The organism is Luteimonas sp. FCS-9 (assembly GCF_001014645.1).
Classification (GTDB): domain Bacteria; phylum Pseudomonadota; class Gammaproteobacteria; order Xanthomonadales; family Xanthomonadaceae; genus Luteimonas.
Genome location: NZ_LASZ01000001.1, coordinates 359,886 through 383,766, shown reverse-complemented (window position 1 = coordinate 383,766; position 23,881 = coordinate 359,886). Strand labels below are relative to the sequence as shown.

Annotated in this window: 12 protein-coding genes and 1 pseudogene; 9 read left to right on the top strand and 4 right to left on the bottom strand. The window is 70.7% G+C overall.

Annotated features, from left to right (window positions below):
* Positions 1-334: 334 nt before the first annotated feature.
* From WQ56_RS01680 to WQ56_RS01670, 3 genes and pseudogenes are all read right to left on the bottom strand, one after another.
* Entirely contained in the window at positions 335-1,927 is a 1,593-nt protein-coding gene (locus WQ56_RS01680) for a pseudouridine synthase (protein WP_047135297.1), read from the bottom strand.
* 308 nt (positions 1,928-2,235) lie between these two features.
* Positions 2,236-2,781, bottom strand: a pseudogene (gene scpB / locus WQ56_RS19190) (SMC-Scp complex subunit ScpB); the annotation flags it as partial.
* A 29-nt stretch (positions 2,782-2,810) separates the two neighbouring features.
* Positions 2,811-3,710 carry a ScpA family protein gene (locus WQ56_RS01670; protein WP_047135296.1) on the bottom strand — a complete coding sequence of 300 codons (900 nt, stop codon included), beginning with the start codon at positions 3,708-3,710 and terminating at the stop codon, positions 2,811-2,813.
* A 593-nt stretch (positions 3,711-4,303) separates the two neighbouring features.
* Between WQ56_RS01670 and WQ56_RS01665 the strand changes: the two genes are divergently transcribed.
* From WQ56_RS01665 to WQ56_RS17505, 9 genes are all read left to right on the top strand, one after another.
* A complete protein-coding gene (locus WQ56_RS01665; protein ID WP_047135295.1) occupies positions 4,304-5,314 on the top strand; it encodes a LacI family DNA-binding transcriptional regulator in 1,011 nt (336 codons plus the stop codon).
* Positions 5,315-5,490: 176 nt separating this feature from the next.
* Positions 5,491-8,457 carry a TonB-dependent receptor gene (locus WQ56_RS01660; RefSeq protein WP_047135294.1) on the top strand — a complete coding sequence of 989 codons (2,967 nt, stop codon included), beginning with the start codon at positions 5,491-5,493 and terminating at the stop codon, positions 8,455-8,457.
* 83 nt (positions 8,458-8,540) lie between these two features.
* Entirely contained in the window at positions 8,541-10,202 is a 1,662-nt protein-coding gene (locus tag WQ56_RS01655) for a glucoamylase family protein (protein ID WP_047135293.1), read from the top strand.
* A gap of 43 nt (positions 10,203-10,245) precedes the next feature.
* Complete coding sequence (locus WQ56_RS01650) at positions 10,246-11,658, top strand: sugar ABC transporter substrate-binding protein (protein ID WP_082132123.1); 1,413 nt, start codon at positions 10,246-10,248, stop codon at positions 11,656-11,658.
* Positions 11,648-12,526 (top strand): sugar ABC transporter permease, encoded by an 879-nt coding sequence (locus tag WQ56_RS01645; RefSeq protein WP_047135354.1) that lies wholly within the window; start codon positions 11,648-11,650, stop codon positions 12,524-12,526. The genes WQ56_RS01650 and WQ56_RS01645 overlap by 11 nt, the downstream gene beginning before the upstream one ends.
* On the top strand, positions 12,523-13,368 hold the full coding sequence (locus WQ56_RS01640; RefSeq protein ID WP_047135292.1) for a carbohydrate ABC transporter permease: 846 nt from the start codon (positions 12,523-12,525) through the stop codon (positions 13,366-13,368). The genes WQ56_RS01645 and WQ56_RS01640 overlap by 4 nt, the downstream gene beginning before the upstream one ends.
* Positions 13,369-13,716: 348 nt before the next feature.
* Positions 13,717-16,974 (top strand): discoidin domain-containing protein, encoded by a 3,258-nt coding sequence (locus tag WQ56_RS01635; RefSeq protein ID WP_231583317.1) that lies wholly within the window; start codon positions 13,717-13,719, stop codon positions 16,972-16,974.
* Between the two features lie 219 nt (positions 16,975-17,193).
* On the top strand, positions 17,194-19,398 hold the full coding sequence (locus WQ56_RS01630; protein ID WP_047135291.1) for a glycoside hydrolase family 3 C-terminal domain-containing protein: 2,205 nt from the start codon (positions 17,194-17,196) through the stop codon (positions 19,396-19,398).
* A 389-nt stretch (positions 19,399-19,787) separates the two neighbouring features.
* Entirely contained in the window at positions 19,788-22,397 is a 2,610-nt protein-coding gene (locus tag WQ56_RS17505; RefSeq protein WP_052772756.1) for a hypothetical protein, read from the top strand.
* A gap of 54 nt (positions 22,398-22,451) precedes the next feature.
* Here WQ56_RS17505 and WQ56_RS01620 read toward each other — a convergent pair whose 3' ends face one another.
* Complete coding sequence (locus tag WQ56_RS01620; RefSeq protein WP_052772762.1) at positions 22,452-23,681, bottom strand: alginate export family protein; 1,230 nt, start codon at positions 23,679-23,681, stop codon at positions 22,452-22,454.
* Between the last annotated feature and the right edge of the window lie 200 nt (positions 23,682-23,881).

The following is a 23,881-nucleotide window of genomic DNA, read 5'->3' as shown; positions in this document are numbered from 1 at the left end:
GCGCGCGTAGTGAAGACGCGCAATGTCGTCCTCGCCTCCCCCGCAAGCGGAGGAGGGCTTCTGCTCTCCGGGCAGATCACCGCGTCGTGTCCAGCACCCGCCGGGTGTCGCGACGACCAAGCGGATATCGGGCCGCGACTCGGCGTGATACCCGGCGGGTGCACGCGGGAGGTGCTGGTCGCACAAATCGAATCAATCGCCCCTCATGCGCCCGCACGCGCGGGAGGGGATGACTGCATCACTTTCTTCCGAAGTCCGGAGTCCGGAGCTTTGGAGCCCGGACACGACACGGGGCCCGAAGGCCCCGTGTTTGACGCCGTGTTGGCGAGTGACCTCAGCGGCCGCCGCCGCGCGGACCGCGATTGCCGCCGCCGGGCGGACGACCGCCAGGGCCACGGTTGCCGCCCGGTGCGCCGCCCGGACCGCGATTGCCACCCGGGCCCCGGGCACCGGCGCCCTTCGGGCCGCGGTTGCCGCCCGGACGCGGGCCGCGCGGGCCGGCATTGGGGTTGAAGCTGCCCGGGTTGGCGTGGTCGGACGGAAACGTCGGTGCGCTGTCGGGGTGGCCGTAGGGCGCGCGCGGCCGGCCCGCGCCGCCGGCCGGCTTCAAGGCCCAGGGGCCCTGTGCGCCACCGCCGCCACGCGGCCCCTGGCCGCCCGGGCCGCCGGGACCGCGCTTCTTCGCGCCGGCACCGCCGTAGGGCTTCTTGGGGCCGCGGCCGTCGGCGTTGCGGTGGCCGGTCGGACCGGTCTCCACGCCGTCGGGCACGTACCAGGTGCGGAACGCCGCCGGGTTGCCCTCGGGCAGCGCGCGCGCGCCCTTGTCCTTGCGCTGCTTGAACGGCTTCTGCGACTGCTTGGCGGCGGCGTCGCCGCTGACGGTCAGGCCGCCGTGCGGCTTGCGCGGACCGCCGCGGCCGCGGCCGCGGTCCTCGCGCACGTGGTCGAAGCGGCGCAGCTCGCGCCCTTCGTCGGCGGTGTTGTGGCCGTTGACGTAGGCCTTGCCGGGCGTGCGGCCCAGATGCACCGTCGACTTGGCGGCCTTGCGCTGGCCGATCACCGGCTGCAGCGTCAGTGCCGGCGGCGGGCCTTCCTCGAGCTTGAGCTCCTTGCGCAGCGCGTCGACCTGCGCATCGGGCAGTTCCTGCGACTGGCCGCGCAGCAGCGGTTGCGGCAGCACGACCTGGCCGTAGCGCACGCGCTTGAGCCGGCTGACCTGGCAACCCTGCGATTCCCACAGCCGGCGGACCTCGCGGTTGCGGCCTTCCTTGAGCAGCACCTGGAACCAGTCGTGCGACTCGGTGCCGCCGATGCGTTCGATCTCGTCGAACTTCGCCGGCCCGTCCTCCAGCGCGACGCCGCGGCGCAGCCGGTCGACGATCTTCTCCGACACGGTGTCCTCGCCCTCGGGGGCGCGCACGCGGCAGACATACTCGCGTTCGACCTCGTAGGAGGGATGCATCATCGCGTTGGCGAGCTCGCCGTCGGTCGTGAGCAGCAGCAGGCCGGTGGTGTTGATGTCCAGGCGGCCGATCGCGATCCAGCGCGCGCCCTTGAGCGCGGGCAGGGCGTCGAAGATCGTCGGCCGGCCCTCGGGATCCTCGCGCGTGGTGACCTCGCCCTCGGGCTTGTTGTAGATCAGCACGCGCGCCGGCTCGGTCAGCGCGCTGGCGACGAAGACCTTGCCGTCGAGCTCGATGCGGTCGCCGCCCTTGATCGACATGCCGGTCTGCGCGACCTCGCCGTTGACCTTGACCAGGCCGTCGGCGATGCGCTGCTCGAGCGCGCGGCGCGAGCCCAGGCCGGCCTGCGCGAGCACCTTGTGCAGGCGCTCCTCGAGACGCGGCGCGGTCTCCGCGGCGGGCGTCTCGCCGCGCTTGAGGGACAGGGTGCGTGCGGGTTTTTCGGTGTTGCGTTGCTGCGTCATGTGGGGCTCCGGTCGCTGTCGCCGTCTGCGGCGAGGGCTTCGTCTTCGTCGGGTGTTTCGGGATGGTCGGGGCCGGACTGCGGGTCCGGCGGAAGGTCTTGCGGTGTGTCGGGTGTCGCGTCCTCGGCGTCGTCCGGCGCATCGGATGCGGGGGCCGGACCGTTGGCGGCGGCGCTCGTATCGCCGCCATCGCCATCGCCCCCGGCATCGGGCGTGTCGTCGCCGTCGTCGGCGCCGGCGATGCCGCCGATTCCGCGCGGTTCGCCGTCGTTGCCGTCGTCGCCGCCGCCGGCGGCACCGGCCAGGCGCAGTTGCGGGTCGAGTTCGGCGAAATCCTTGAGCTCGGACAATGGCGGCAGCTCGTCGAGCCGCTTGAGGCCGAAGTAGTCGAGGAAGGCCTTGGTGGTGCCCAGCAGTTCGGGGCGGCCGGGCATGTCGCGATGGCCGACGACGCGGATCCACTCGCGCTCCTCGAGCGCCTTGATGATGTTGCTGTTGGTCGCCACGCCGCGGACCTGCTCGATCTCGCCGCGGGTGATCGGCTGGCGGTAGGCGATCAGCGCCAGCGTCTCGAGCGTGGCACGCGTGTACTTGGTCTGGCGCTCGCTCCACAGCCGCGCGACCCAGCCGTGGACGTCGCCCCGGACCTGGTAGCGCCAGCCCGAGGCCAGCTCCACGAGTTCGACGCCGCGGTCGGCGCAGGCGGCCTGCAGGTCGGCCAGCGCCTGTTTCAGGCTGCCGTCGGGCGGCGCCTCGTCGAGCGTGAACAACGCGCCCAGCTGGGCGACGGTCAGCGGCTGCGTGGAGGCGAGCAGGGCGGCCTCGACGATGCGGTTGATCAGGGTCTGGTCCATCGGGACGGTCGAAAGATCCGTGGAAAGGGTCAGGACTGCGGCGCGTCGGGCACGTCGTCGTCGAACTCGCTGGAGAAGCGCGTCGGCGGCGCCTCGCCGTCGGCGCTGGCCAGCGACTTGATGTAGATCGGCGCCAGCGGCGCCTCCTGCACGATGTCGAGCAGGCGTTCCTTGGTGAGCTCGAGGACCGAGAGGAACGTCACCACGACGCCCAGACGGCCTTCCTCGGGCTCGAACAGCGACTCGAAACGGTGGAACGCGCCGCCGGCCAGGCGGGTCAGCACCTCGCCCATGCGCTGGCGCACGCTCAGCGCCTCGCGCCGGATCGCGTGCCCGGTGAACAGCTCGGCGCGCTTGAGCACGTCGTGCAGCGCCAGCAGCATCTCGCGCAGCTCCACCTGCGGCGGCTCGCGGTTGGCCGGCCGCTCGGGCAGCGCGACCTGCGCCGGCGTGGTGTCGCGGTCCTGTCGCGGCAAGCGGTCGATGTCCTCGGCCGCCTGCTTGAAGCGTTCGTACTCCTGCAGCCGGCGCACCAGTTCGGCGCGCGGGTCGCCCTCGTCGCCGTCCTCGACCGGCGGCCGCGGCAGCAGCATCCGCGACTTGATCTCGGCCAGGATCGCGGCCATGACCAGATACTCGGCGGCCAGCTCGAAGCGCAGTTCCTGCATCACGCCGATGTAGTCGACGTACTGCTGGGTGATCTCGGCCACCGGGATGTCGAGGATGTCGAGGTTCTGGCGGCGGATCAGGTACAGCAGCAGGTCGAGCGGGCCTTCGAAGGCCTCCAGGATCACCTCGAGCGCGTCCGGCGGGATGTACAGGTCCTGCGGGATCTGCAGCACCGGCTGCCCGTGCACCAGCGCCAGCGGCATCTCCTGCTGCTGGGGCGAGGGGCCGGCGGCCGCGGGCGCGGTCTCGGGCTGGCTCATTCGGGGCGCGACCCCATCGGGTCGCTCGGGAGCGGGATCACTGGCGAGGCATCATTGGCATGGCGTGGCGACAGGACGGCGGCCACTGCGGCGCGGGTCCGATCGGGTGCGCGGCATCGGCCTGCGCGATAGGGACAACGGTGCTGCGAGGACGTCTTCGGACCGTGCGCCATGCGCGACGCGCGTCTGCGGGCGGACAGGCGCGGGAATCGAAAGGCGTCGGACCCGGACCGGTGCGACGACCGCGGGCGGGCCGGCGTCGGAAAGACGCGCCGCCGCGGCGGAACGGGCCGGGGGGTGCTGGCGCACAGGGTACGCGCGTCGCCCGGGGGCTGTCCAGCACCCGGCGGCGATGGCGGCGATCGTCGCGAACGCGCCCGTCGCGAGGCCGGCCGCGCGTGTCCCGGTCGCGGCCGCGGACCGGAGGCGACCGCGCCGACGACGGCGTGTCGGAGCCCGGGCAGGGGGGACTCTCGGGCAGGGCGGGCACCTGCCCCACGACCATGCCTGGAGATGTCCCTGCTGCGCCGCAGCATTACAGAATTGGATGAAAACGCTTACATTCCGCCGCAATCGCGAACCGCGGAGTATGGATGAGCGTCACCATCAAGGATGTCGCGAAGGCCGCCAACGTGTCGGTGGCCACCGTGTCGCGCGCACTCAACGGCCACCAGAACGTGGCCGAGGCCGTGCGTCGGCGTGTGGTCGAAGCGGCGGCGGAGCTGCGCTACAGTCCCCACCATGCGGCGCGCAGCCTGAGCAGCCGGCGCACGCAGACGGTGGGTGTCGTGCTGCCGGATCTGCACGGCGAGTTCTTCTCCGAGCTCATGCGCGGCGTCGACCAGGTCGCGCGCACGCGCGGGCTGCACCTGCTGGTGTCCAGCTACCACGGCAATCCCGAGGCGCAGGGCGCTGCGCTGCGCGCGATGCGCGGGCGCGTCGACGGCCTGCTGTTGATGTCCCCCTACGTCCACGACGCGGATTTCCTCGAGCGCAACGTCGACATCAGCCTGCCGCTGGTGCTGATGAACGCGGCCGGCGAGAGCGCCTACCGGTCGATCGGCATCGACAACTATGGGGGTGCCCGCGAGATGGTCCGCCACCTCGTGGCGGCGGGCCACCGCCGCATCGCCTTCATCACCGGTCCCGACGACAACGACGATGCGTGCGAGCGCCTGCGCGGTTATCGCGACGGTCTGTCGGCCTCGGGCGCGGGGTATGCGCCCTGGGAACTGAAGGGCCAGTTCGACGAGGATTCCGGGCACCGGGCCGGCGAGGCGCTGCTGGCGATGGACGAGCGTCCCGATGCGGTGTTCGCGGCGAACGACATGATGGCGATCGGCTGCCTGTACGCCCTGGGGCGCGGCGGCGTGCGCACCCCGGACGAGGTGGCGGTGGTGGGGTTCGACGATATTCCGCTTGCACGCTACGTTCACCCGGCGCTAACGACGATGCGCGTCGACATCGCTGAACTCGGCGCGCGTGCCCTCAAGGCACTGGTGGCCCTGGAAGCGCATGCCGAAGGCGCGTCGTCCGCCGACGACGCGTTGCTGCGCCCCGTGCTGGTGGTCCGCGATTCGTGCGGCAGCCGGTCGTCGGGATGACCACAGCGCCACGCAGGGCACCTTGGGAGGGGCGCCGATGAAGACTCACTCGCACACGCGGGACCCGTCCGGTCATCTCCGGTCCGGATGACGGCGTCGCGCGTCGTGCGCACGACCGATCCTCCGGGCACCGCCCTCCGATCCGATCCCCCGATCCCTTTTCCAGAGAATCCCAGATGAAACCCCTTCGCCAACGCTCGCGCCTGATCTCGCGTTCCCTCCTCAGCATCGCACTGACAGGTTGCCTGTCGATGACCGCGCCGGCCGTGCTGGCGCAGTCCACGGCCGCGACCATCCGCGGCCAGGTGACCGTCGATTCGGCACCCGCCGGCGACGCGCGCGTGACCGCGATCAACACTGCGACCGGCCTGACCCGCAGCGTCGCGGTCGGCGCCAACGGCAGCTACAACCTCGCCGGCCTGCCGCCGGGCACCTACCGCCTGCAGGTCGAGGCGAACGGGCAGAGCACCTCGCAGAACGTGACGGTGGCCGTCGGCCAGACCGCGACGCTGAACCTGGGCGTGGGCGGCGTCGCCGAAACCGCGACCGCGGGCGAGGCGACCGACATGGACGCGGTGCGTGTCACCGCCGCGGCGCTGGTCGAGACCAAGACCTCGGAGGTGGCGACCTATGTGTCGCAGAAGCAGATCGAGTCGCTGCCGCAGGCCACGCGCAACTTCCTGGCGTTCGCCGACACCGTGCCGGGCATGGTGTTCGAGCAGGACGGCAACGGCAACGCGAAGCTGCGCTCGGGCGGCCAGTCGGCCAACAACATCAACGTCTTCATCGACGGTGTCGGCCAGAAGAGCTACACGATGCCCGGCGGCGTGCCCGGCCAGGACTCGAGCCGCGGCAATCCATTCCCGCAGTCGGCGATCGGCGAGTACAAGGTCATCACGTCCAACTACAAGGCCGAGTTCGACCAGATCAGCAGCGCCGCGGTCGTCGCCGCGACCCGCAGCGGCACCAACGAGTTCGAGGGCAGCTTCTTCTGGGATCGCACCGCCGCCGAGTGGCGCGCGCGCACCCCGGCCGAGCTCGACAACGGCACCAAGTCCGATTCCAAGGAAGAGCAGTACGGCGTGTCGTTCGGCGGCCCGATCCTGCAGGACCGCCTGCACTTCTTCGTCGCCTACGAGGCGAAGGAATACAACACGCCGCGCACGCTCGAGCTGCTCGACGACAGCCGCTACGACGAGGCCGATGTGCCGGCCGAGCTCGTCGCCGGCATCGGGCCGGCCAACTCGCCGTTCAAGCAGGACATGTACTTCGGCAAGCTGAGCTGGTCGGTCGACGACTACAACCTGGTCGAGCTGTCGACGCAGATCCGTCGCGAGGAGGAGACGATCCGCAACAACGGCGAGTACACGATCGACCGCGCGAGCTTCATCGACAACGACGTCAGCCGCTACGACCTGCGCTGGCAGTACAGCGGCGACCGCTGGCTCAACGACATGCACCTCACCTACGAGGACTCGGCCTGGGTGCAGCAGCCGCTGGTCGGCGGCAACGGCTACATCCTGACGGTGTCCGATTACAACACCACGAACGGTTTCCGCGAGAACACCCGCAATATCGTCAGTTCCGGTCCCGGCTCGGGCAACCAGGACAAGGGCCAGAAGGGCTGGTCGTTCCAGAACGACCTGACCTTCAGCGGCTGGGACGCGCACACGTTGAAGATGGGCGTGAAGTTCAAGCAGGTGGACCTGCTGTCGACCGAGCGCAACTTCACCAACCCGCAGCTCTACTACGACATCGCGCAGAGCACCGACCAGCCGTACCGCATCGAGTTCGGCCGGGCGATCCCGGGCACGCCCGGCGGCGTGTCGCAGTCCGACAACAAGCAGTTCGGCATCTACGTCCAGGACGACTGGGAGGTCAACGAGCACCTGACGCTGAACTTCGGCCTGCGCTACGACTACGAGACCACGCCGGCCTACGAGGACTACGTAACCCCGGCCGCCCTGGCCGAGAACCTGCGCAACTACCCGAACCTGCAGAATTCCGACATCGACGTCGAGAACTACATCAGCAACGGCAACAACCGCAGTGCGTACAAGGGCGCATGGCAGCCGCGCCTGGGCTTCTCCTACGACCTGGCGGGCGACCAGCGCCACGTGATCTTCGGCGGCGCGGGCCGGTCGTACGACCGCAACCTGTTCACCAACCTGCAGAAGGAGGAGCAGACGGTCTCCTACGCCGCGCCGTACCGCGTGTGGTTCACCGACGTCGACGGCCAGTGCCGCAACGCCGGCGGCTGCGTGGATTGGGACCCGATCTACCTGACCGAGGCCGGCCGCGACCAGCTGGTGAACTCCGGCCAGGTCTCGCGCGAGTACTACCTGATCAACAACGATCTCAAGGTGCCGTACTCCGACCAGTTCAGCCTCGGCATCCGCAACGCCTGGGACTTCGGCGAGACGACCTGGAACAGCGAGGTCGCGGTCGCCCACGTCCGCAGCCGCGACGGGCTGTCGGTGCGCCTGGGCAACCGCCGTCCGGACGGCAGCTTCTTCGAGCCGGGCACCGACTTCGGGCCGCCGTGGAACTACGACGCGCCGTTCGGCCGCCTGGTGCTGCTCGACAACGGCCTGGAAACCAAGACCAATTCGCTGCTGGTCAAGTTCGACAAGCCCTACACCAACGCATCGGGCTGGGGCGTCACGACCGCCTACACCTTCACCGATGCGGAGCGGAACTCGAACGAGGACGGCGCGGGCATCTTCGACTGGCCGTACGCGGGCTACTACGGCTACCTGCCGGTGTCGCAGATCCCGCGCCACCGTTTCGTTACCACCGGCATCTGGGACGGTCCGGGCGGCATCACGTACTCGGGCAAGCTCACGCTCGAGAGCCAGCGCGAGCGCGTGGGCGTCAACCGCAGCGGCGACGCCCCGTTCTTCGATTACTACAAGCCGGACGGCACGTTCGGCCACCTGCAGCTCGATCTCGCGGCGCAGAAGGTCTGGCAGGCGTCCGACGACATCAGCCTGCGCGTGCGCGCCGACGTGCTCAACGTGACCAACCGCTACAACTGGGAGTCGTACAACGACGACTGGACGAGCGCGAACTTCGGCCAGAACAATCTCGCCATCCGCCTGCCGACCCGCACCTTCAAGCTGTCGTTCGGCATCGACTGGTAATTCCCGCCTGCCGGTCCCCTTCGGGGGACCGGCAGTTTTATACTCCACCCTGAAAACGATTTCACCGCGAGGTTTCCTTCACGATGCGATCCCGTCTCCGTGCGTTCCCACTCCTGATGCTCGTCGCACTCGCGGCCCTGTTCCTGGCCGCCTGCGGCAAGCAGGAGCCCGCCGAACCGACGGTGCCGCCGCCCAAGCCGGGGCCCATCGCGCAGGTGCCCGAGCCCGAGCCCGAACCCGAGGAGCAGGGGCCGCCGGAGCTGCCGCCGCTGTTCGCCGACATCGAGCGCCGGACGTTCCAGTACTTCTGGGACACCACCAACGAGGTCAACGGGCTCACCCCCGACCGGTTCCCGTCGCGGCCATTCTCCAGCGTCGCCGCGGTCGGCTACGCGCTGACCGCGTATCCGATCGGCATCGAGCGCGGCTGGGTCAGCCGGACGCAGGCGGTCGATCGCACGCTGACCACGCTGCGGTTCTTCCGCGACGTGAAGATGGGCCCGCAGGCCACCGGCACCGGCGGCCACCAGGGCTTCTTCTACCACTTCATCGACATGGACACCGGCCACCGCGTCGAGCCGTGGGTGGAGCTTTCGAGCGTCGATACCGGCCTGATGATGATGGGCGTGCTGTTCGCGCAGTCGTACTACGACCGCGACGATCCGCGCGAGGCCGAGATCCGCAAGCTCGCCGACCAGCTCTACCGCAACGTGCGCTGGCCGTTCCTGCAGCAGCGCAAGCCGCTGATCTCGATGGGCTGGTATCCCGAGAGCGGCTTCATCGAGCACGACTGGACCGGCTACGACGAGGCGATGCTGGTCTACATCCTCGCGCTCGGTTCGCCGACCCATCCGGTCGGTCCGGAGGCATGGGAGGTGTGGACGCGGACCTACGACCGGCTGTGGGGCGTGTTCCGTGGCCAGGAGTACCTGAGCTTCGCGCCGCACTTCGGCCACCAGTACAGCCACGTGTGGGTCGATTTCCGTGGCATCCGCGACGACTACATGCGCCGCCGCGGCATCGACTACTTCGAGAACAGCCGCCGTGCGACCTATGCGCAGCGCCAGTACGCGATCGACAACCCGATGGGCTGGAAGGACTACGGCGAGAACGTCTGGGGCCTGACGGCCAGCGACGGGCCGCAGCGCACCGACCAGGACTACAACGGCGAGCAGCGCGAGTTCCGCCACTACAGCGCGCGCGGCGCCGGCCTGGACGTCGCGTTCGATGACGGCACGATCGCGCCGACCGCGGCGGTCGCCTCGATCGCGTTCGCGCCGGAGATCGTGATCCCGGCGACCGAGGAGATGCACCGTCGCTACGGCGACTACCTGTACTCGAGCTACGGCTTCCTCGACGCGTTCAACCCGAGCTTCACCTACGAGGACGTGCCGCTGAAGACCGGCCGCATCGTGCCGGGCAAGGGCTGGGTGGCCAGCGACTACATCGCGATCGACCAGGGCCCGATCCTGGCGATGATCGCCAACTACCGCAACGACTTCGTCTGGAACGTCATGAAGAAGAACCCCTACATCCGCGCCGGTCTGGAGCGGGCGGGGTTCACCGGCGGCTGGCTCGCCGGCGAGGACGAGCCGAAGGATTCGGGCCCGCCGGACGCCGACGCGGCGACCGCGCGCGCGGTCGGCATCGCCGAGTCGCGCGCTGCCAACCAGACGCCGCCGCGCGATGCGCCGGCGCCGGCGCCCGCGCCCGCGCGTGCGTCCGACCCGGTGCCGGTCGAGTGAGTCGCGGCGCGCGTCGCGCGTGGCGTGCACGGTCGGGTCGCGCATGACGACCGCGCTCCGCCGTGTCTGGCTGTTGTGCGCGCTGGTGCTGGTCCTGGCCGGCTGCGCGCGGCGGTCCGACGAGACGGTGATCCGCTTCTGGGCGATGGGCCGCGAGGCCGAGGTCGTCGCCGAACTGGTGCGAGAGTTCGAGGACCAGCATCCGGGCATCCGGGTGCAGATCCAGCAGATCCCGTGGACCTCGGCCCACGAGAAGCTGCTCACCGCCTACGCGGCCGACGCGTTGCCGGACCTGTGCCAGCTCGGCAATACCTGGGTGCCGGAGTTCGCCGTGCTCGGCGCGCTTGAGCCGCTGCAGTCGCGGGTCGACGCCTCGGCGACGATCGACCAAGCGGACTACTTCCCGGGCATCTGGGACACCAACGTCGTCGACGGCACGCTGCTCGGCGTGCCGTGGTACGTCGACACGCGGCTGGTGTTCTACCGCCGCGACCTGCTCGAGGCGGCCGGCGTGGAACGCTTCCCGGAGACCTGGGCGGAATGGGAGACGGCGATGGCGGCGGTCAAGCGCCACGTCGGCCCATCGCGCTACGCGGTGATGCTGCCGCTCAACGAATTCGAGCAGTTGCTGTCGTTCGGGCTGCAGCAGGACGATCCGTTGCTGCGCGACGACGACGGCCGCGGCAACTTCGCCAGCCCGGGCTTCCGCCGGGCGCTGGGCTTCTACACCAACATGTTCGAGCAGGGCTGGGCGCCGCGGATGTCGGAGACGCAGATCTCCAACGTCTGGGACGAGTTCGGCCGCGGCTTCTTCACGTTCTACGTGTCGGGCCCCTGGAACATCCGCGAGTTCCGCACGCGGTTGCCGGCCGAGCTGCAGGACAAGTGGGCGACTGCGCCGCTGCCTGGGCCAGAGGGTCCGGGTGTGGGGATTGCCGGCGGCACGTCGCTGGTGATGTTCCGCGATTCGCCGAACAAGGAAGCGACCTGGCAGCTGGTCGAGTTCCTGTCGCGGCCCGACATCCAGGCGCGCTTCTACCAGATGATCGGCAATCTGCCGCCGCGCCGCAGCACCTGGGCGTCGGGCGAGATGCGCTACGGCGTGGAGGCGATCGCGTTCCGCGAGCAGCTCGAGCGCGTGCGGCCCACGCCGAAGGTCCTCGAATGGGAGCGGATCGTGCAGGAGATGCGACTGGCCAGCGAACGCGTGGTGCGCGGCGGCATGCCGCAGGACCAGGCGCTGCGGGCGCTCGACGCGCGCGTGGACACGCTGCTCGAGAAGCGCCGCTGGGTGCGCGAGCAGGCGGCGGAGGCCGAAGCCGATGCCTCCGTAGGAGCGCGCTCGCGCGCGCATGACGCTGCCGGGAACGTCCCGTCGCGTGTTGGCAGTTCGACCGGGACAGCGCCATCGCGCGCGAGCGCGCTCCTACAGGGAGGCGATGGCCATGCGCGCTAGTACCGCCGGCTGGGTGTTCGCCGGGCCGGCGCTGATCCTGCTCGGGGTGTTCTTCGGCATCCCGGTGGCGTCGGCGCTGCTGCTGAGCCTGACCGACTTCGACCTCTACGCGCTGTCGGACACCTCGAACCTGCGCTTCGTGGCGCTGGGCAACTATCTCGACCTGCTGCAGACCCCGCTGTTCTGGAAGTCGCTGGGCAACACCGCGTACTTCGTCGTCATCGGCGTGCCGCTGTCGATCGCCGCGTCGCTGGGCGCGGCGCTGCTGCTCAACGCCAAGGTGGCGCGGTTCAAGGGCCTGTTCCGCACCGCGCTGTTCGCACCGGTGGTCACGACGCTGGTCGCGGTCGCGGTGATCTGGCGCTATCTGTTCCACACCAGCTACGGGTTGGTGAACTGGGCGCTGGGCCACATCGGCATCGCGCCGATCGACTGGCTCGGCGACCCGACCTGGGCGATGCCGACGATCATCCTGTTCGCGGTGTGGAAGAACTTCGGCTACAACATGGTGATCTTCGTCGCCGGCCTGGCGGCGATCCCCGAGGACCTGTACGAGGCCGCGCGCATCGACGGCGCCTCGCGCTGGAAGCAGTTCGTCCACGTCACGCTGCCGATGCTGGGCCCGGTGCTGCTGGTCGTGGCCGTCATCACGGTCTCGGGCTACTTCCAGCTGTTCGCCGAGCCCTATGTGATGACCCGCGGCGATCCGCTGCAGAGCACGGTCAGCGTGCTGTACTTCATGTACGAGGAAGGCTTCATGTGGTGGAACCTGGGCCGTGCGTCGGCCGTGGCCTTCATGCTGTTCCTGATCATCCTGGGCGTGACCACGCTGCTGCTGCGCGCCGGCCGGCGCCGGGAGATGGTATGAGCGCGGCGCAACGCGAGGTCGGCGCGTCGCGCTGGTCGGGCTGGCTGGTCAACGGCGCTCTGGCGGTGCTGGCGCTCGTGGCGCTGGCGCCGCTGCTGTGGATGCTGTCGGTTTCGTTCATGCCCACCGGCGAGGCCAGCAGCTTCCCGCCGCCGCTGCTGCCCTCGATGCTGACCACGGCGAACTACGAACAGTTGTTCCTGCGCGCGGGCATGGTCGGCTACTTCACCAACAGCCTGCTGGTCTCGGGCGCGATCACGCTCGGCGCGCTGCTGATCAACACCATGGCAGGCTACGCGTTCGCCAAGCTTCGCTTCGCCGGGCGCGAGCGGCTGTTCCAGCTGCTGCTCGCGGCGCTGGTGATCCCGGCGCAGGTCGCGATGCTGCCGCTGTTCCTGATGATGAAGGGCATGGGCCTGGTCAACAGCTTCGGCGCGGTGATCATCCCGGGCCTGGCGACGGTGTTCGGCATCTTCCTGGTGCGCCAGTACGCGCGCTCGATCCCCGACGAACTGCTCGAGGCCGCGCGCATCGACGGGGCAGGGGAGCTGCGGATCTTCTTCCAGATCGTGCTGCCGATGCTCAAGCCGGTGCTGGTGACGCTGACGATCTTCACGTTCATGGCCGCCTGGAACGACTTCATGTGGCCGCTGATCGTGTTGACCGACCAGAGCAACTACACGCTGCCGGTGGCGCTGGCCGCGCTGTCGCGCGAGCACATCCAGGACGTGGAGATGATGATGGCCGGCGCGGTCGTCACCGTGATCCCGGTGCTGGCGCTGTTCATCGCGCTGCAGCGCTACTACATCCAGGGCCTGCTGCTCGGCAGCGTGAAGGGGTGAGGGCGCATGCTTGCGAAGCACTGCTTCGCATGCGCCCGAACGCCGCGCCAGGGATGGCGCGGCCGGGCTCTCCGGAGCCGACCCTGCCGCGCCATGGATGGCAGAGGAACAATCCGGGGTGTGGGAGCGCTTGCGCGGCACTGCCGCGCGCTCGCCCGAACGCCGCGCCAGGGATGGGGCGTGCCCGTAGGAGCGCGCTCGCGCGCGATGGCGCTGTCCAGCAGGATCCGATCGCGCGCGAGCGCGCTCCTACACGGACGGCACCACAGGGCGTTCGAACGAACGCCTGCACGGACGGATGACGATCCGCCATCGATCCAGACACGAACCACGGAGTCACCGCACCGCATGAAGATCCTCGACACCCGCGCCGACCGCGTGCCTGCCGGACCCGACATGACGCCTGCCGGCGACGCCCCCGTGGGCGACGGCCGCGTCCGCATCGTGCGCACCGCCGGCATCGTCGCGCTCGCCGCCGCGCTGGCGGCCTGCGATGTCGCCCCGACGCCAGGCGGCGACACCGTCTCGACGAGCGATGACGGCGTCCGCGTGCTCGACGATTTCGAGGACCCGTCGGCCTGGACCGTGGTCACGTCCAACCAGGTCACCGGCACGCTGCGCCCCGTCGACGGCGCCGACGGCGCCGCGCTGTGCCTGGACTACGACTACAACGGCGTGTCCGGCCACGTCGGCATCCAGCGCGACCTGCCGCTCGACTATCCCGACAACTACCGCATCGGCTTCCGGCTGCGCGGCGAGTCGCCGGCCAACGACCTGCAGTTCAAGCTCATCGACGACAGCGGCGACAACGTGTGGTGGGTCAACCGGCCCCGGTACGATTTCCCCACCCAGTGGACGCAGGTCCAGTACCGCAAGCGCCACATCGACAAGGCCTGGGGCCCGGACCCGGACAAGACGCTGCGCGCGAGCCGCAAGGTCGAGTTCACGATCTACAACAACGCCGGCGGCAAGGGCAGCGTGTGCTTCGACACGCTGACGTTCGAGCCGTTGCCGGCCGACGACGATTCGCCGCTGACCGCCAACGCCGCCTCGACGACCACGCCCGACGGCGCGGGGAATGCGGTCGACGGCGATGCCGCGACCGCCTGGCAGGCCGGCGCCGCCCCGCAGAAGCTGGTGTTGGACCTGGGCAAGGTGCGCGAGTTCGGCGCGTTGCGCCTGCAATGGCTCGACGGCCGCCACGCGGCCGACTACACCGTCTCGCTGTCGCCCGATGGCGAGCAGTGGACACAGGTGCGCGACGTCGCGGGCGGCAACGGCGGCATCGACTGGCTGTCGCTGCCCGAATCGGAGGCGCGCTACGTCGGCCTCGACCTGCGGGCGGGCCCGGGGACGGGCTTCGCGCTGGCCGAGGCGGCGCTGCAGCCGGTGGCGGTCTCCGCCCATCCCAACGACTTCCTGAAGGCGGTCGCCGCCGAACGCCCGAAGGGCCACTTCCCACGCGGTTTCAGCGGCGAGCAGCCGTACTGGACGATCCTCGGCCTGGACGGCGGCACCGAGCAGGGGCTGATCGGCGAGGACGGCGCGATCGAGGTCGCGGCCGGCGGCTTCTCGATCGAACCCTTCATCCGGGCCGGCGACGGCCTGGTGACCTGGGCCGATGCGCGGATCACCCAGTCGCTGCAGGACGGCTACCTGCCGATTCCCAGCGTCGACTGGGCGCACGACGCGGTGTCGCTGCGCGTGACCGGCTTCGCGCGCGGCACGCCGGAGGCCTCGCAACTGGTCGCGCGCTACCGCCTGACCAACTCGGGCAGCCAACCGCGCGACTTCCAGTTCGCGCTCGCGGTGCGACCGTTGCAGGTCAATCCGCCGAGCCAGTTCCTCAACATCAAGGGCGGCGTGAGCCCGCTACACAAGTTGGCGGTGGCGCCTGACCGGATCGACGTCGACGGTGTACCGCGCGTGTTCGCGCGCGAGCCGGCGCAGCAGGCCTTCGCCACGACGTTCGACGGCGGCATGGACATCGAGCACGTTGCCGCGGGCGCATTGCCGGCGACGACCGAGGTTGAGGACGCGCAGGGGCTGGCCTCGGGCGCGCTGGTCTATGCGCTGCGGCTCGAGCCGGGCCAGTCGCGCGAGTTCGACCTGGTGCTCCCGATGACCGGCGAGATGCCGTTCGCGGCCGGCCAGTGGCAGCCGCAGGCCTGGCAGGACGAGATGGCGCGTGCCTGGCACGGCAAGCTCGGCGAGGTCGGCATCGAGGTGCCCGAGGCCGGTCGCGATCTGGCCAACACGCTGCGCACGTCGCTGGCGCACATGCTGATCTCGCGCATCGGGCCACGCCTGCAGCCGGGCACGCGCTCGTACGCGCGCAGCTGGATCCGCGACGGCGCGATGATCTCCGAAGGCCTGCTGCGGATGGGGCGGCCGGAGGTCGTCAGGGACTACGTCGAGTGGTACGCCCCGTACCAGTTCGACAACGGCATGGTGCCGTGCTGCGTCGACGACCGCGGCAGCGACCCGGTCCCCGAGAACGACAGCCACGGCGAACTGATCTTCAACATCGCCGAATACTGGCGCTACACCCACGACGACGCGTTCCTCGCGCGCATGTGGCCGCACGTGCTCGGCGCGTTCGACTACATGGAGACGCTGCGCGCCAGCGAGCGCACCGAGGAGAACCGCAAGGTCAACGCGGCGTTCTACGGCATGATGCCGGTCTCGATCAGCCACGAGGGCTACTCGGCCAAGCCGATGCACTCGTACTGGGACAACTTCTGGGCGCTGCGCGGCTACAAGGACGCGGTCGAGATCGCGCAGGCGCTGGGCAAGACCGAGGACGTGCGCCGGATGACCGCCGCGCGCGACGAGTTCCGCGCCGACCTCGACGCGTCTCTGCGCGCCGCGGCGCAGCTGCACGGCATCGACTACCTGCCCGGCGCGGCCGAGCTCGGCGACTTCGACCCGACGTCGACGACGATCGCGCTGGCCCCCGGCGGCGAGCAGGGCCGGCTGCCCGAGGACCTGCTGGTCAACACCTTCGAGCGCTATTGGACGCTGTTCGCCGACCGCCGCGACGGCCGCAAGCCGTGGAAGGACTACACGCCCTACGAATGGCGCAACGTCGCCGCGTTCGTGCGGCTGGGCTGGCGCGAGCGCGCCAACGAGGTCCGCGAGTGGTTCTTCGGCCATCGCGCGCCGCTGGCGTGGAACCAGTGGGGCGAGGTCGTCACGCCGACGCCGCGCACGCCGTTCTTCCTCGGCGACCTGCCGCATGCCTGGGTCGGCTCCGATTTCGTGCGCTCGGCGCTGGACATGTTCGCCTACGTGCGCGAGGTCGACGAGAGCATCGTGCTGGCCGCCGGCGTGCCCGCCGAGTGGCTCGACGGCATCGGCGTACGGCTGCACGGCATGCGCACGCCGCAGGGCACGCTGGGCTACCGGCTGCGCCGCGAGGATGGCGTGCTGTCGCTGGACGTCGACGCCGATGCCGGGCTGCCGCCGGGCGGTCTGGTGCTGCAGTGGCCGTATCCGAGCGTTCCGGGCACGACGACCATCGACGGCCGGCCGGCGCAGTGGCAGGGCAACGAGCTGCGCATTGCGCGCGCCGGCGCGCGGGTGCGCATCGCGGGCGCCGAGTGATGCGCCCGATGCCGGCGTAGGCGCGAGTTCGCGCGCAACGGGCGTCCCCGGTGGCGCCCTCGTGCACGAACGCGCGTATGCCGATCACCGTGGCAATGATGAACATGCAACCGACTTACGCGATCCGTGCAGGCGTGCGCTCGCTCGCGATGGGGGTTTTCCGGCGCAGCCCTCGGGCGCAAGCGCGCTCCTACGAATGACGTGGACGAAAGGACAACGATGACGACCAAGAAACTGCACCATGCGCTGCTGTTCGCGTTGTTCGTCGCCGCGCCGGTGACGGCCAGCGACGACAGGCCGTGGATGGACACGGCACTGACGCCCGACGCGCGGGCCGCGCTGCTGGTGGCGGCGATGACCCAGGACGAGAAGTTCCAGATGATCCGCAGCCGGTTCGCCATCGGTGAGAAGAAGCCGGCCGAGGCGCTGACCGCGGCCGGCTACGTGGCGCCGATCCCGCGCCTGGGGATTCCGTCGCAGGGCCTGGTCGATGCGGGCCTGGGCGTCACCAACCCCGGCGGCGCGCGCGAAGGCGACCATGCCACCGCGATGCCGTCGGGACCGGCGACCGCGTCGACCTGGAGCCGCGAGGTCGCGTTCCAGGGTGGCGAGACGATGGGCCGCGAGGCGTGGCGGCAGGGCTTCAACGTGCTGCTGGCCGGCAGCGTCAACCTGCAGCGCGATCCGCGCAACGGCCGCAACTTCGAGTACGCGGGCGAGGACCCGCTGCTGGCCGGCACGCTGGTCGGCGATTCGATCCGCGGCGTGCAGTCCCAGCACGTGCTCTCGACGATGAAGCACTACGCGCTCAACGACATGGAGACGCACCGCAACTTCCACAGTGCGCAGATCGGCGATCGCGCGATGCACGAGTCCGACTTGCTCGCGTTCCGCATCGCGCTCGAGATCGGGGCGCCCGGCTCGGTGATGTGCAGCTACAACCGGATCAACGGCGTCTACGGCTGCGAGCACGACGAACTGCTCAACAACGTCCTCAAGCGCGACTGGCAGTACCCCGGCTACGTGATGTCGGACTGGGGCGGGGTGCACAGCGCGTCGAAGGCGGCGCTGGCGGGCTTGGACCAGCAGTCGGCCGGCGAGGTGTTCGACAAGGCGGTGTACTTCGATCGTCCGCTGCGCATGGCGGTCGATGCCGGCGTCGTGCCACAGGCGCGACTCGACGACATGGCGCACCGCATCCTGCGCAGCCTGATCGCGGTGGGCGCTTTCGAGCATCCGCCGCAGCGCAGGCCGCCCGATGCCGAGCTCGACGCGGCCGGCTTCGCGGTCGCGCAGCGCACCGCCGAGGAAGGCGCGGTCCTGCTGCGCAACGCGGGCGACCTGTTGCCGCTCGGCACCGAGGTCCGCCGGATCGCAGTGATCGGCGGCCATGCCGACCGGGGCGTGATCGCCGGCGGTGGCTCGTCGATGGTCGGCTGGACCTCGCGCGGGCCCAATGCCGTGCCCGGCGTGAAGCCGACGACCTGGCCCGGGCCGGTGATGTTCCAGCCGTCCTCGCCGCTGCAGGCACTGCGCGAGGCGGCGCCGCAGGCGCGCATCGACTATGTCGACGGGACCGACCGCGCGGCCGCGGCGCGGCTCGCCCTCGAGGCCGACGTGGCGATCGTGTTCGCGACGCAATGGTCGGCCGAGTCGGTGGACCTGCCGGACATGCGCCTGCCCGATGGCCAGGACGCGCTGGTCGAGGCGGTCGCCGCGGCCAACCCGCGCACGGCCGTCGTGCTGCAGACCAACGGCCCGGTCGAGCTGCCCTGGGCCGAGCGCGTGCCGGCGATCCTGCAGGCCTGGTATCCGGGCATCCGCGGCGGCGAGGCGATCGCGCGCCTGCTGACCGGCGCGGCCAACCCGTCCGGGCGCCTGCCGGTCACCTGGCCGGTCGACGTGTCGCAGTTGCCGCGGCCGCACGTGCCCGGCCTGGGCTTCAATCCGCCGCAGAAGCCCGAGGACACGATCGATTACGACATCGAGGGCGCGAACGTCGGCTATCGCTGGTTCGCGGCCAAGGGGCTGACGCCGCGCTACGCGTTCGGCCACGGCCTGTCGTACACGCGCTTCGCGCTGTCGGACCTGACCGTGCACGCCGACGGCGAGCGCCTGACCGCGCGCTTCGAGGTCCGCAACACCGGCGCGCGTGCCGGCGCCGCGGTGCCGCAGCTGTACGTGCACCTGCCCGAGGGCCACGCCACGCCGCTGCGGCTGGCCGGCTGGGACAAGCTCGAGCTGCAGCCGGGCGAGTCGCGCCAGGTCGAAGTGGCGCTGGCCCCGCGCCTGTTCGCCGACTACGACCCGCGCACGCGCGGCTGGCGCATTCCCGCCGGCCGCTACCGCATCGCGCTCGGGCAGTCGGCGACCGACACCGTCGACACGGCGACGCTGGAACTGCCCGGACGCACGCTGGACTGAGCGGGCGCGGCGAACAGCGCCCCACCTCAGCCCTCCCCCGCGTTGCGGGGGAGGGGGCAGTGCCATGTCGCGCGCGGTCGATCGCGTCGCCTTCTGCCTCCCGAGCGTCGTCGAACCGATCGTGTCGCGCGTGCACCGGCCGGCAGATCCACCTCCCCCGCGCCACGGGAGAGGTCGGCGAGACGATGGAATGCGACATTCCGAGCCGCCACCTCCCCGCAGGGCGGGAGGTCGGCGCCTCCGGCGCCGGGAGGGGGGCACGGGGCTGCCCAGAGACGAGCCGCTAGGGTCGTCCCCAGTGGAGCGCCGGGGCCGTGGTTGCTACCGTCCGGGCTCCAGGCCCGGCATCCGTTCCCGACCCGGGTCCTTTCGTCCTTGCGGAGCTCGCGATGAATGCCCAGGTCTCGCCCCACCGTCCATTCGATCCACCGCCGCCGCCTGCCGTCGATACGCTGCAGGGCGCGTCCCGCGACGCCGCCAATGCCACCGTCGCGGGCATGGACGCGGCCGCGCTCGATACGCTGCGCAGCGACGTTCAGGCGCTGCCGGCCAGCGAGCGGCAGGGGCTGCTGAACGAGCTGGCGACGCGGCTCGACGCCGACAACCTGGCGCGGCTGGACGATGTCTTCGGACAGGACGCGGTGGCGTCGGCCGTCGACATGCGCGCGCCGGCCGATGTCCGCGAGGCCTACCAGGCGCCGGCGGGCGGGGCTTCGCCCGCGACGAGCGCGCAGAGCCCCGCGCTGCCGCCGATGGACATCGCGCGGATCGAGGCGCAGCAGCGGCAACGGGCGCAGGACGATTTCTCGGCGGCGGGCCTGGACACCGGTGCGATCAGCGGGCCCTACCAGCTGTCCGAGCTGGCGCGCGAGCACGCGAGCGAGCCCGCGTACCTGGCCGAACTGGTCCGGCTGGCGGACGACGCCGATCTGCTCGCGTCGGTCGTCGCGCCGCTGCACGGGCTCTACAGCCGCGACGCCGGCGGCGCGTATGCGTTCGCCGGCGCCGACGGCGATGCCGCGCGCGAGGCCATGACGCACGCGCTCGGCGTCGCGGTCGAACGCGGCGTGCTCAGCGAGGGCGGCATCCGGCACGCCGCGGCCGACAGCGCGGGCTGGGCCGATGTCGCCGGCAGGCTGGGCATCGACAACGTCGGGCGCACGCAGGCGAGCGGCGAGGCGGCGACCACGCTCGAGTCGCTGGGCAAGGACTACGACGACGCCAAGGCCGCGGTCGACAAGCTCGACGAGGAACTCAACACCTTCCTGCTGCGGGCCGGGCCGCTGACACCGGAGCAGCAGGCCGACTTCATCGAGGCATTCCGTAGCGCCGAAGGCCATGCCGAGGTCTACGCGGCCGAGATCGAGGCGGGCGATGCGCTGGCGCAGTATGTCGAGCAGAACCGCGATGCGCTGCTCGACGGCGCGATCCGCGATCCCGACGTCGCCCAGCAGGTGGTCGACATGCTCGGCCGGCTGGCCGACTCGGGCCACGGCGAGATGGCGCTCGCGTTGCTGAGCGAGATCGGTGCCGCGCCGACGTCGGCGCTGGGACAGGCGTTCGCCGCGCACGCCGACACGTTGCAGGGCGACCTGTTCGAGCGGATCTCGAGCGCAGCCGCGGTCGAGATCGTCGGCAGGCACGACGGCGACCTCGACGCGGCGATCGCCGAACTCAAGGCGCTGTTCGAGCCGTTCAAGGACGCCCACTCGCTGTTCAAGAACCTCAAGGGCGGTGTCGACAGCTTCGCCGAGGGCTTCCGCCTGCTCGAGCAGGCCGGCGACGGCAATTTCGACGCGCTCAAGAAGCTGGCCGATGGCTTCGGGGACGCATCGCCGTTCCAGCGCGCGCTGTCGGCGGCCGGCGTGGTCATCGGTGCGGTCAAGGCCGCCGAAAACGGAGCGGAGGGCAATTACCTCGAAGCGGTGCAAGGCTTCGCTTCGGCCGGCGAGAGCGGCCTCAACCTGCTGGCCGGCGCGACCAAGCACTTCGCCGACGCCGGGCGTCTGGCGCAGTACGGCGACGATGCGGCGCGCTTCGCTGCGTTCGCGACGCGCCTGGCGCCCGCACTGGGCGTCGTCGCCAGCGCGACCTCGATGGTCCTCAACGCGCAGAAGGCCGGCGACAACGACAACGTCGGCTACGCCATCGCCGCGATCGGCGATGCGTTCAGCGTCATGGGCAGTGCGGTGTCCGCATTTCCCGGCGGCCAGGTGCCCGGCATCCTGGTCAACGCGATCGGCACCGTGATCTCGACGCTCGGCGGCTTCATCGGCGACGCCATCGACAAGCACCAGACGCGCGAGGAACTGCGCGGCTACCTCGAAGCGGCCGGGGTCGAACCCGACGTGATCGAACAGATGCTGTTCGCCGGCGAGAAGGCGCACGAGGTGGCGGCCGAGCTCGGCCTCGACGCGAAGGATTTCCAGGCCCTGATCGCCGCGCATCCGGAGATCGGCGAATCGCCGGGCCATCTGGCGGCCTTCGCCGACCTGGCCGTCGCCGCAGGGATCCCATCCGGGCAGGTGCAGGACTTCGCCGACGCCCTGGCGCAAGGCAACCCCGATTTCGCCTGGGACCTGTTCGGCATCCAGTCGGCGTTGCCCACCTCGTCCTCCGGCCGCGAGGCCATGCTGCGCGACTATCTGGAAGCGAACTACCCGCAGGCCTTCGAACTGGCGAAGACGGCGTCGCCGGAGCTGTTCGGCGACGCTGCGCAGCAGCGCGAGACCGCGCGCGCCGACTACGAGCGCGATGGGGCCAGCCCGAGCTTCGAACTGGCGCTGGCCAACAACCTGATCCGCAACGACGACGCGGCCTATCGCGCCGAGACGATCGGCCTGCTCGCACGCGACGGGCGTCTGGAGATGTGGGTCGAACACCTGGCCGGCTACGGCGGCGAATGGGCCGACGCGGCAGTGGCCGCGCTCGACGATGCGGTCGCAGCCGGTGTGATCGACCGTGCGACCGCGGATTCCCTCAAGGCCACGCTGGGCTGACGTCGCCTCTCCGTGCGCGGCGGCGCATCCGCCGCGCACGGGCCGACCGCCGCGTCAGTACGCGTACTGCAACTGCACCCACAGCTTGTCGGTGTCGAGCGTGCGCGCCGCATCGTCGCTGCGATAGCGGGCGAGCTTGAGCAGCCCGGACAGGCCCTTCACGCCCGGGATCGCGTGGGCGTAGGACAGGTCGATCTCGTCGCCGTAGTCGCCGCCGCCGCGCTCGGGCGAGAAGTCGTGGTACCAGGCTTGCAGGCTGCCGCCGCCCAGCGGGACGGTCGCGCCGACATAGCGGTCGACGACGCCCGACGCGGGTGTGGTCAGGAACACGTCGGCCCAGCCCTGGAACGCGTGCTTGGTCGCAAGCGGGGTCTGGAACGCGCGGTTGCCGGTGCCGTCGCCGCCGCCGAGCGATTCGTAGCCCGCCTTGAAGGTCGTGCCGCGCCATTGGTAGCCCAGTTCGCCGAGCGCGTAGCGGCTGTCGAGCGCCCAGGGGTTGTCGCCCAGGTCGCGCTGGCGGGCGATCTCGGCGGCGTAGCGCCAGGCGCCGGACTTGCCTTCCAGGCGCAGGCCGGTGGTGTGGCTCGACAGCGTGCCGAGCGGCGCGGTCGCCGACCCCGCGATCCCGTCGAGGTCGAGGCGGTAGTGGTACGCGGTGGCCGACAGCGCCGGTGCGACGCGCAGGCTGGCCTGCAGCAGGTGGCTGCGGCCGTCGATGTCGGCGGGATTGGCGCGGGTGGCGAAGGCACCGTCGTCGGGGCCGAAGACGGTGTGGATGCGGCCGATGACCGCGTAGTCGAACGTGAGCCGGTCGAACGGCGAGAGCTGCAGCCGGACCGCGTCATAGGTCTGTTCGTTCTGGCGCCAGGCGACGCCGCCGACGAAGCGCTGGTTGCCGAGGTTGATGCGCTGGCGGCCGAACGTCGCGGTGCCACCGCCGAAGGCCCAGCGCACGAGGGCCTGGTTGACCTCGGCGCCGTCGGGATCGGCGACGACGGGATAGGCGCGCTCGCCGTTGCGCGTGTCGTTGAAGCGTTCCGAGCCCAGGTGCGCGATGCCGTCGATCTCGCCGAGCGCCGACCAGCCGTGCCATTGCGGCGTCAGGTAGCCGAGGCGCGCGCGCAGCGTGTGCGCGTCGGCGTCGCGCGCGAGGCCGTCCTGTTCGACGTGCTCGTAGCGATAGCGCAGGTCGAGGGACGGGCCGGGTTCGTCGGCGAGGGCGGCAAGGGGCAGGGCGGCGAGCAGCAGCGGCAGTGCGCGGCGGCGGAGCGTGCGGATCGACATGACGGTGTCTTCGTGTGGGGTAGGCGCACCTTCGTCCTCCGCGGGGCGCATCGCCATGATCTCGGTCAACCGCGTGCGATGCCCTGGCGATCGATTGCGGGATCGCGCCCACTGCGCGGGAGATTCGCCCGGAACGCCCTGCGGAGCGTGCGCCACTCCGCGCACGCGTAAATGCCGCCATGCCACCGTAGGAGCGCGCT

Coding starts and splice junctions, on each gene's coding strand:
- WQ56_RS01655 (WP_047135293.1), top strand. CDS start 8,541: ATGCGATCCCGTCTCCGTGCGTTCCCACTCCTGATGCTCGTCGCACTC.
- WQ56_RS01640 (WP_047135292.1), top strand. CDS start 12,523: ATGAGCGCGGCGCAACGCGAGGTCGGCGCGTCGCGCTGGTCGGGCTGG.
- WQ56_RS17505 (WP_052772756.1), top strand. CDS start 19,788: ATGAATGCCCAGGTCTCGCCCCACCGTCCATTCGATCCACCGCCGCCG.
- WQ56_RS01635 (WP_231583317.1), top strand. CDS start 13,717: ATGAAGATCCTCGACACCCGCGCCGACCGCGTGCCTGCCGGACCCGAC.
- WQ56_RS01620 (WP_052772762.1), bottom strand. CDS start 23,681: ATGTCGATCCGCACGCTCCGCCGCCGCGCACTGCCGCTGCTGCTCGCC.
- WQ56_RS01670 (WP_047135296.1), bottom strand. CDS start 3,710: ATGAGCCAGCCCGAGACCGCGCCCGCGGCCGCCGGCCCCTCGCCCCAG.
- WQ56_RS01665 (WP_047135295.1), top strand. CDS start 4,304: ATGAGCGTCACCATCAAGGATGTCGCGAAGGCCGCCAACGTGTCGGTG.
- WQ56_RS01660 (WP_047135294.1), top strand. CDS start 5,491: ATGAAACCCCTTCGCCAACGCTCGCGCCTGATCTCGCGTTCCCTCCTC.
- WQ56_RS01680 (WP_047135297.1), bottom strand. CDS start 1,927: ATGACGCAGCAACGCAACACCGAAAAACCCGCACGCACCCTGTCCCTC.
- WQ56_RS01630 (WP_047135291.1), top strand. CDS start 17,194: ATGACGACCAAGAAACTGCACCATGCGCTGCTGTTCGCGTTGTTCGTC.
- WQ56_RS01645 (WP_047135354.1), top strand. CDS start 11,648: ATGCGCGCTAGTACCGCCGGCTGGGTGTTCGCCGGGCCGGCGCTGATC.
- WQ56_RS01650 (WP_082132123.1), top strand. CDS start 10,246: ATGACGACCGCGCTCCGCCGTGTCTGGCTGTTGTGCGCGCTGGTGCTG.